6 protein-coding genes and 2 pseudogenes are annotated in these 8,848 nt (G+C 70.6%); 6 read left to right on the top strand and 2 right to left on the bottom strand.

Annotated elements, in window-relative coordinates; all coding sequences use genetic code 11:
* Nucleotides 1-1,060: glycoside hydrolase family 15 protein (locus I53_RS19890; protein WP_043353892.1), on the bottom strand; the 1,060-nt coding region annotated here is incomplete at its 3' end.
* A gap of 107 nt (nucleotides 1,061-1,167) precedes the next feature.
* Nucleotides 1,168-1,710 (bottom strand): hypothetical protein, encoded by a 543-nt coding sequence (locus I53_RS19885; RefSeq protein WP_251982378.1) that lies wholly within the window; start codon nucleotides 1,708-1,710, stop codon nucleotides 1,168-1,170.
* Nucleotides 1,711-1,986: 276 nt separating this feature from the next.
* Between I53_RS19885 and I53_RS19880 the strand changes: the two genes are divergently transcribed.
* The 6 genes and pseudogenes from I53_RS19880 to I53_RS19860 form a co-directional block, all read left to right on the top strand.
* The gene (locus I53_RS19880) at nucleotides 1,987-2,574 is read left to right on the top strand and encodes an ANTAR domain-containing response regulator (RefSeq protein ID WP_043353887.1); all 588 of its coding nucleotides are present in this window, start codon (nucleotides 1,987-1,989) and stop codon (nucleotides 2,572-2,574) included.
* Nucleotides 2,571-3,571, top strand: a pseudogene (locus tag I53_RS19875) (CmpA/NrtA family ABC transporter substrate-binding protein). The gene I53_RS19880 and the pseudogene I53_RS19875 overlap by 4 nt, the downstream one beginning before the upstream one ends.
* A 130-nt stretch (nucleotides 3,572-3,701) precedes the next feature.
* Complete coding sequence (locus tag I53_RS34100) at nucleotides 3,702-3,878, top strand: hypothetical protein (RefSeq protein ID WP_158498452.1); 177 nt, start codon at nucleotides 3,702-3,704, stop codon at nucleotides 3,876-3,878.
* A 592-nt stretch (nucleotides 3,879-4,470) separates the two neighbouring features.
* Nucleotides 4,471-5,738, top strand: a pseudogene (locus I53_RS19870) (NAD(P)/FAD-dependent oxidoreductase).
* Between the two features lie 10 nt (nucleotides 5,739-5,748).
* The gene (locus tag I53_RS19865) at nucleotides 5,749-7,566 is read left to right on the top strand and encodes a NirA family protein (protein ID WP_043353885.1); all 1,818 of its coding nucleotides are present in this window, start codon (nucleotides 5,749-5,751) and stop codon (nucleotides 7,564-7,566) included.
* The coding region (locus tag I53_RS19860) for a sulfite reductase subunit alpha (protein ID WP_043353883.1) at nucleotides 7,563-8,848 on the top strand (1,286 nt) is incomplete at its 3' end. The genes I53_RS19865 and I53_RS19860, both read left to right, overlap by 4 nt.

Raw genomic sequence — 8,848 nt, 5'->3', positions numbered from 1 at the left:
GATAGAGCGCGTCGAACAGCTCGCCATAGACGTCGATCTGGAACTGGCTGCGGGCGCCGTTGCCGATTCGCACGGGCCTCGAATTCTCGTAGCCCGGCAGCCAGTCGAGCTCGATCTCGGGCAGCAGCCGCTCGCCGCCGATCCCGTAGAGGATGTGCGCCTGCTCGGGATTGCCGGCCACGGCCCGAAGCAGCCAGCCCAGCCAGTCCCGGGCCTCGTCGATATAGCCCGCATCCATCAGGGCGATCAGGGTCAGGGTCGAATCGCGCAGCCAGCAGAACCGGTAATCCCAGTTGCGGATCCCGCCGAGCCCCTCCGGCAGGGACGCCGTGGGCGCCGCCACGATGCCGCCGGTGGGTTCGTAGATCAGCGCCTTGAGGGTCAGCAGGGAGCGCTGGAGCATCCGATCCCAGGGGGCGCCGCCCGCGCAGCGGCACGCCCAATCCCGCCAGTGCTGATCCGTGGCTTCGAGAACCTTGCGCGGCTCGATCGGGGGCGGATCGTCCTCGTGGGAGGCCCCGTAGCTCAGGACGAACCGGTGCTGGTCGCCGGCATGGACCGTGAACTCGGCCACGGTGGTCTGCGCCTCCGATCCCTTGAGATGGACGTCGGAGCGCAGCACGACTTTGTGCGGTCCCGAGACGGCGCGCAGGTCGCCCAGCTCGGAGCGCGACACCCAGGGCACGGCCGAGCCGTAATCGAACCGGACCGCCATCTCCATCCGCATGGCGACCCGCCCGTGCACGCCCTCGACGAGGCGCACGAGATGCGATCCGTCGCCGACGGGCATGAAGTCCGTGACCAGGACCTCGCCGAGCCGCGTGGTGTGCCGCGTCTCCAGGACGAGGCTGCCCGGGCGGTAGGACCACCGGGTCTCGACGTGCTCCGCCTCGGGGAAGATCTTCCAGAAGCCGTGCGCCTCGGTGCCCAGCAGGCTGGTGAACAGGGCGGCCGCGTCGAAGCGCGGCCAGCACAACCAATCGACGCTGCCCTGCCGGCTGATCAGCGCGGCGCTGCGGCAATCCCCGACGAGCGCGTAATCCTCGATGCGTGCAGCCATCCGGCCCCGGCTCCGGTCCGCGGACGGAAGCTCGGTCCATCCGCTGCGACGCACCTAGGACGTCCGTCCACGAGATCCAGAGGTTTGGGGCCGGCCCGCGGATGCGGTCAGCGCAGGCAGTCGGCCACCGCCAGGGCCACCGAGCCCTGAACCGACGCCGCACCTTTGCGCACGAAGTCCGCGGCATCGCCGACCGCCCGGGCCGCAGGGACCAGCGTCTCGACCACCGAGGTGGCAAACGGCAGGGCCCGCCCAGGGAGCAGCGCATCCTCGGCCGGTTCGGCGGCTTCCGCGCGTCCGGGCGCCATGGGATCGATCGGGCTGCGGGGCGGCTCGGGGCAGCGCCGTCCCGGGCAGGGACGCCGACCCGCCACCGCCACATGGGACGTCGCCCGCGCCGTCGTCGCCGGACGGACGGGCAGCCCCCCCGTCCGCGAGACCGCAGCGTCCAGAGGGTACAGCTCGGCGAACGCGATCGCGGCCGGCGGCCGGATCGGCGACGCCACCGCGGCGACCGGTGCGAAATCCGTGGGTCCGAGAGCGGGGGATCCGCCCGCCCGGGCACCGGGGGGCACCGGATTGGACGACGGGCAGTAGAGCGAGGCCACACCCAGGAGCGCCACGACGGCCAGCGTCGGCAGGAAGGGCATGGACACGCGGCCATTCGCGGCGTCCGTCAGGGCGGGCTGATCTGGCCTGCGCATCCGAATCACCGATCTCCCTGACCACCGTGAGGCGAAGAGAATGCGGCCAGCATTGCGGCGGAAGCTGGACCGTTTCTTTGCGCGGCGGTTACCGGCATCGTACATTGGGATTGCGCGGATGCGTCCGCGGCGGGCCCCGACGCGGGCACGGGCCTTGCTTAGGTCGCGGCGGCCCGAGCCGGGCCGTCCTCCAGAAGAAGACCCGCCCCGTCCCGGGCCAAGATGACCGAATCCAATCTCACCGTCGCCGTGATCGATCCGAGCCGCGCCCGCGCGGCCATTCTGGAGGAGGGCCTGCGCGCCGCCGGAATCGGGCGTGTGGTGGTGATTCCCGATACCGCCGACCTCATGGAACGCGTGGCCGCGCTGAAGCCCGACGTGGTGGTGATCCATCTGGAGAGCCCGAGCCGGGACATCCTGGAGCAGATGTCGGGCGTTTCCCGGCAGGTCGAGCGGCCGGTGGCGATGTTCGTCGACCGCTCGGATTCGACCATGATGCAGGCCGCCGTCGATGCCGGAATCTCCGCCTACGTGGTGGACGGGCTGCGGGCGGAACGGATCAAGTCGATCCTCGACATCGCGATCCTGCGCTTCAACGCCTTCGCGCGCCTCCAGCGCGAGCTGACGGAGGCGCGCAGCGAACTCGCCGACCGCAAGCTGATCGAGCGGGCGAAGGGCATCCTGATGACCATGAAGGGCCTGTCCGAGGACGAGGCGTACAAGCAGCTGCGCCGCAAGGCCATGAACGAGAAGCGCAAGATCGTCGACATCGCCCGGGCGATCGTCACCACCGCGGACCTGCTCGGATGAGGCTCCAGCTCGGCTACGTCCCGCTCTGCGATGCGGCCCCCCTGATCGCGGCCCATGAACTGGGCTTCGCCCGGGCCGAGGGGCTCGACCTCGACCTCACCGCCGAGCCCTCCTGGGCGACCCTGCGCGACCGGCTGGCGCTGGGGCACCTCGACGGCGCGCACATGCTGGCGCCGCTGGCGTTGGCGAGCCGGCTCGCCTTGTCCGGGCCGCCCTCCGACCTGATCGTGCCGCTCCAGCTCAGCACCGACGGCAATGCCCTCACGCTGTCCCGCACCCTCTGGGCGGCGATGGCCCCCGACAGCGAGGCCCTGCCGGATGTCGCCCGCGCCTTCGCGGGCGTCGCGGAGATGCGGCACCGCGCCGGAGACCCGCTCACCCTCGGCACCGTGCATCCCTTCTCGTGCCACAGCTACCAGCTACGGCTGTTCGCCGAAGCCGGGAGCCTCGACCCTGCCGCGTTCCGCACGGTCGTGGTCCCCCCGCAACATTGCGTGGAGGCCCTGGCCCGCGGCCTGGTCGACGGATTCTGCGCTGGCGCACCCTGGAACGACGTGGCGGCCGAGGCCGGGCATGGGCGCATCGCCGTCCACGGCAGCGCCCTCGCGCCGAACGCGACCGAGAAGGTCCTGGCCGTCTCCGCACGGCTCGACGGCGCGATCCTGCCGCTGGTGCGGGCGGTCGCCCGGGCGGGACGCTGGTGCGCGGATCCGGAGAACCGGACCGAGCTGATCCATCGCTCGCACGCCGGACCTATCTGAATCTCGATCCGGCGTTGGTCGCGCGGACCTTTTCCGACGGTCCGGACGTCATGGCCGGGACGGGTGCGCGTCTCCGCTTCGGCGCGGCGATCGAGGAGCCGCGCGCGGCGCAGGCCCGCTGGGTGCTGGAGCAGATGCGCGCCGCGCAGCAGATCCCCGGGCCTTTCGACATCCCGGCGGCGATCACGACCGTCTACAGACCCGACCTTTACCGGCGGGCGGTCGCCGACATCTGAGGCCCGCAACACTTCGAGCCATTCGTCATCCACCCGCAACGCCGGCGCGAACAGCCGCGGAACGTCGGGCGGGCTCGCCCGTTGTGCCTACGCCATGCCTGGATGTCGCAAACTCGAAACTGGATCGTTGATGTCGCATCCGCGCGGGCGGGTCGAACTTCGACGCTACGTATGCCGGGGCGGCCGCGTCCCCCGCGCCTGCAACGACAACCGGCGGGCCGGTGCGCGCCACGCTTGGTACTGGGTGCTGGCGGCCGGCGCGATGCCGACCCTGGGCCTCCTGGCGATGCTGTCGCAGCTGCTGTAGCCCCCACATTAATTGGATTGGTTATCGTCCAGCGAGAGTGGGAGCTGATTGCCCGCGGTGTCCAAAAGGACAGACTTCGACATTCGTTACAGGTAGAATGCCGTTCAAATACGGAAGTTGTTCACATATAAGTTCGATATTTCGTCGTCGAAGTATTCTCGACCGACTTTTGCTCGCTCTCCAGTTTGCCCGTGTCGTGATCCGACGACGGTGAGCGTCAACCCGACCCTCCGTCAGTCCGGAAGACATCCTTAACCCTCCGCAGCTTGCCCCACCGCGCCGCTGGCGCGTGATCGCTTTTGCGACGGGCCGCACAGATTTTGTGCAGCGCCGATGGGCGGCCTCTGGTTGCACCTCCGATCTGCAGGCCTCGCCCCGGCGGCAGCGTCCACGCGCGCCGTGCGGCGCGTTTCGATTGGCACGGAACCTGCGAGGCGAGCTGCGTCCGTCAACGGCGACGGACAGCGCCGTCAGCGAGGCCGCTGATCCGGTTCTCCTGGGGCTGAAGCCTGCCGGGAGACGACCGGCAGCGGCTTTTTCGTGGGCGGTCCGCCAACGACCCTGCAATCGAGGTTCCAGACACGATCGAGCGATGGCGACATCCCCTAAGGACACACGCGGACACGACGCGCGCGCCGAGAGCGGCCTGCCGCGCGAGAGATTGGTCGTCGTCGGCAACGGCATGGCCTCCCTGCGCTTCCTGGAGCGGCTCACGGAGATCGCACCCGGCCGTTACGACATCACCTGCATCGGGGCCGAGCCGACGGTCGCCTACAACCGGGTCCTGCTCTCCTCGCTGCTCGGCGGCGAGGTCGACGAGGCCGCCTGCGCCTTCCGCGGCCTCGACTGGTACGCGGATCACGGCATCCGCCTGATCACCGGCGCGCCGGCGACCCGGATCGACCGGGAGAACGGGCGCGTCCGCGTGGGCGAGACCCACGTCCTGCCCTTCGACAGGTTGGTCCTCGCGGTCGGCTCCCTGCCGATCCGCCTGCCGAAGCCCGGCATGGATCTCCCCGGCGTCATCACCTTCCGCGACCTCGCCGACGTGGCGGCGATCCGGAAAGCCGCCGTGCAGCACGCCCGGGCGATCGTGATCGGCGGCGGCCTTCTCGGCCTGGAGGCGGCGGTCGGGCTCGCGCGCCTCGGCGTCGAGACCACGCTGCTCCACGTCATGGACCGGCTGATGGAGCGCCAGCTCGACCACCATGCCGCCGCGCTCGTGAAGCGTGCCATGGAGGCGCGGGGGGTTCGGGTGATCCTCAAGGCGGATACCGCCCGCCTCGAAGGAGACGGCCGCGTCGAGCGCCTCGTCCTGGCGGACGGCACCGCGCTCCCGGCCGACCTCGTGGTGATGTCGGTGGGCGTGCGCCCCTCGGTGGCGCTGGCGCAGGACGCGGGACTGGCGGTCGGCCGGGGCATCACGGTCGACGACCGGATGACCACCTCGGACCCGCGGATCTTCGCGCTCGGCGAGTGCGCCGAGCACCGCGGCCAGATCTACGGCCTGGTCGAGCCCGCCTACGAACACGCCGAGACGCTCGCCCGCCACCTCGCCGGCGAGCCGGCCGAGTACCGGGGCACGGCCCTGTCCACGAGCCTGAAGGTGTCGGGCCTGCCGGTCTTCTCGGCCGGGATCGTGGACACGCCCGACGATGCGGAGGCGATCGTGCTCTCCGACCCCGGCGCGGGCTCTACCGCAAGCTTCTGGTGCGCGATGGGAAGCTGATCGGCGCGGTGTTCGTCGGCGACATCGCCGAGCAGGGCGCCTGCAAGGGGCTGATCCGCTCCGGTGACCCGATCGAGAACGTGGACGACTTGATGTTCGGGCGCCCCATGCCCGAGCCGCTGGCTGCTTGAGGAGGCGCGGATGTCCGAGACCACCACCCAGAGCGCCGCAGGCGCGTTCGAGGCCGAGCAGAAGCGCTATCTCGAGGGCTTCGCCTCCGGCATCGCCGCCGTCCGCATGACCGGCGGCCTCGCCGCGGGCGGGGCCGGGGCGGCCGCGCCGCCCGCCGAGCCCACGGGCCCGGACGCGATCCACATCAAGGCGCAGGACAAGACCGTCAAGGCGGGCGGCAAGCTCTGCGACCAGGAGAAGTGGAAGCGCGCCGAGAACCCGTTCGACGGCCACAACCGCCTGATCCAGGAGGCCGCCGCCGGCAAGCAGCCGAAGCCCGAGGACAATTTCCGCTGGCGCTACCACGGCCTGTTCTGGGTCGCGCCGAACCAGGTCTCGTACATGTGCCGGCTGCGGATCCCCAACGGGATCCTGCACCATTGGCAGTTCGCGGGCGTCGCCGACCTCGCCGACGAGCATGGCGGCGGCTACGTCCACGTCACCACCCGGGCGAACCTTCAGGTGCGCGAGATCGGCCCCGAGCACGCCCAGCCCTTCCTCGACGGGCTCACCGATATCGGCCTCACGGCCCGGGGGGCGGGCGCCGACAACATCCGCAACGTCACCGGTTCGTCGACCGCCGGCATCGACGCCCAGGAGCTGCTGGACACGCGCCCGCTCGCCAAGTCCTGGCACAACTGGATCCTGAACGACCGCTCCCTCTACGGCCTGCCGCGCAAGTTCAACGTCGCCTTCGACGGCAGCGGCGTGATGCCGACCCTGGAGGAGACCAACGACATCGGCTTCCAGGCGGTGGAGGTTCTCGACGGCGCTTCGGTGCCTCCGGGGATCTACATGCGCCTCGTGCTCGGCGGCATCTCGGGCCACCGCGACCTCGCCCGCGACACCGGCATCGTCCTGAAGCCGGAAGACTGCAACGCGGTCGCCGACGCGATCATCCGGGTGTTCATCGAGAACGGCGACCGGACGAACCGCAACAAGAGCCGGATGAAGTACGTCCTCGACGCCTGGGGCTTCGACAAGTACCTCGCCGCCGTCGAGGACAAGCTCGGCCGCAAGCTCGACCGGGTCGCGCCGGAGCACGTCGCGCCGCGTAAAGCCACCGACCGCTACGCCCATGTGGGCGTCCACACCCAGAAGCAGCCCGGCCTCAACTGGATCGGCGTAGTCCTGCCGGTCGGCAAGATGACGAGCGATCAGGTGCGGGCGCTCGCCAAGATCGCCGCGGAGTGCGGGGACGGCCAGATCCGCCTCACCGTCTGGCAGAACTTCATTTTTTCCGGTGTTCCGGACGCGAAGGTCGCCGAGGTGGAGGCTCGCGTGGACGCGCTCGGCCTCACCACCAAGGCCGCCGGCATCCGCTCCGGCCTCGTGGCCTGCACGGGCGCCAAAGGCTGCAAGTTCGCGGCCTCCGACACCAAGGGCCACGCGCTGATCATCGCCGACCACGTCGAGAAGGCCGTGCCGAACCTCGACGTGCCGGTGAACGTCCACCTCACCGGCTGCCACCACAGCTGCGCCCAGCACTACATCGGCGATATCGGGCTGATCGGCGCCAAGGTCGTCGTCTCGGAGGAGGGCGACACCGTCGAGGGCTACGACGTCGTGGTCGGCGGCGGCTTCGCCGAGAACCCGAAGATCGGCACCGAGATCTGGAAGGCCGTGAAGGCCGAGGATGCGCCCTCCCGCGTCGAGGCGCTGCTGCGCGCCTACCTCGCCCTGCGACAGGGGCCTGAGGAGAGCTTCCAGGCCTTCACCAGCCGCACCGGCGCGGAGGCGCTCCGCGACGCCGCCGAGGACCAGCCCGCCCTGAAGGCCGCCGCATGACCCAGCACGTCTCGCCCCCCCTCGTCCTGATCCCCGAGACCGCGCCCTTCAACGAGGACCAGCGCGCCTGGCTCTCGGGCTACTTCGCGGCCCTGCTCGGCCCCGCCGTCGCGGGCGCCACGGCGCTCGCGCCCGGCGAAGGCCCCGCGACCGGGCCGAAACTGGCCGACAACGACGACGCCCCCTGGCACGACCCGTCGATGCCGCTCGGCGACCGGATGGAGATGGCCAAGGATCGGCCCGAGCCGCAGAAGCTGATGGCCGCCATGGCCCAGCAGGATTGCGGCCAGTGCGGCTACAACTGCGCCGACTACGCCAACGCGATCTTCCTGAAGAACGAGGCGCGCCTGAACCTTTGCCAGCCCGGCGGCAAAGAGACCCTGCGCATGCTCAAGAAGCTGGACGAGGAGTTCGGCGCCGCCGGGGGCGCCCCGGCCGCGCCGAAGGCGGACGATGACGCCCCGAAGGCCGCCGCCGACCTCGGGCCGCTCGGCTTCTGCCGCGAGAACCCGGTCGAGGCGCTGTTTCTGTCCCGCCGCCGCCTCAACGATCCGGGCGGCGAGAAGGAGACGTGGCACATCGAGATCGGGCTGGACGGTACGCCGATCCAGTACGAGGTCGGCGATTCGCTGGGCCTGTTCCCCGCCAACGCCCCGGCGCTGGTCGACGCGGTGATCGCGGAGCTCGGCGCCCGGCCCGAGCGGGTGATCGGCGAGAAAACCCTGCGTGAGCACCTGCTGATCAACTACGCACTGGGTGCCGCGCCCGACAACCTCTACCAGCTCCTGTCGCTCCTCACCTCGGGGCCAGCCCGCAAGAAGGCGCAGGCGCTCGCCTCCGGCGAGGATCCGGACGGCGATGCCGCCTATCTCGACGTCCTCGGCGCGCTCCACAAGTTCCCGGGCGCGCGGCCCGACGCCGAGGTCTTCCTGGAGGCCTTGGACGAGCTGCAGCCGCGGCTCTATTCGATCTCGTCCTCGCCCAAGATGGATGTCGGCCGCGTGTCCCTGACGGTGGACGCGGTGCGCTACAACCACCGCTCGCGGCTGCGGCTCGGCGTCGCCTCGACCCATCTCGGCGAGCGCCTGCCCGAGCAGACCAAGGTGAAGGTCTATCTTCAGAAGGCGCACGGCTTCGGGCTGCCGGCCGATCTGTCGAAGGACGTGATCATGTGCGGCCCCGGCACCGGCATCGCGCCGTTCCGGGCGTTCCTGCGGGAACGCGCCGCCACTCAGGCGCCCGGCCGCAACTGGCTGTTCTACGGTCACCAGCGCCAAGCCAG

This window comes from Methylobacterium sp. B1 (genome assembly GCF_000333255.1).
GTDB classification, from domain to species: domain Bacteria; phylum Pseudomonadota; class Alphaproteobacteria; order Rhizobiales; family Beijerinckiaceae; genus Methylobacterium; species Methylobacterium fujisawaense.
This window is presented reverse-complemented; position numbering and strand designations above follow the sequence as displayed.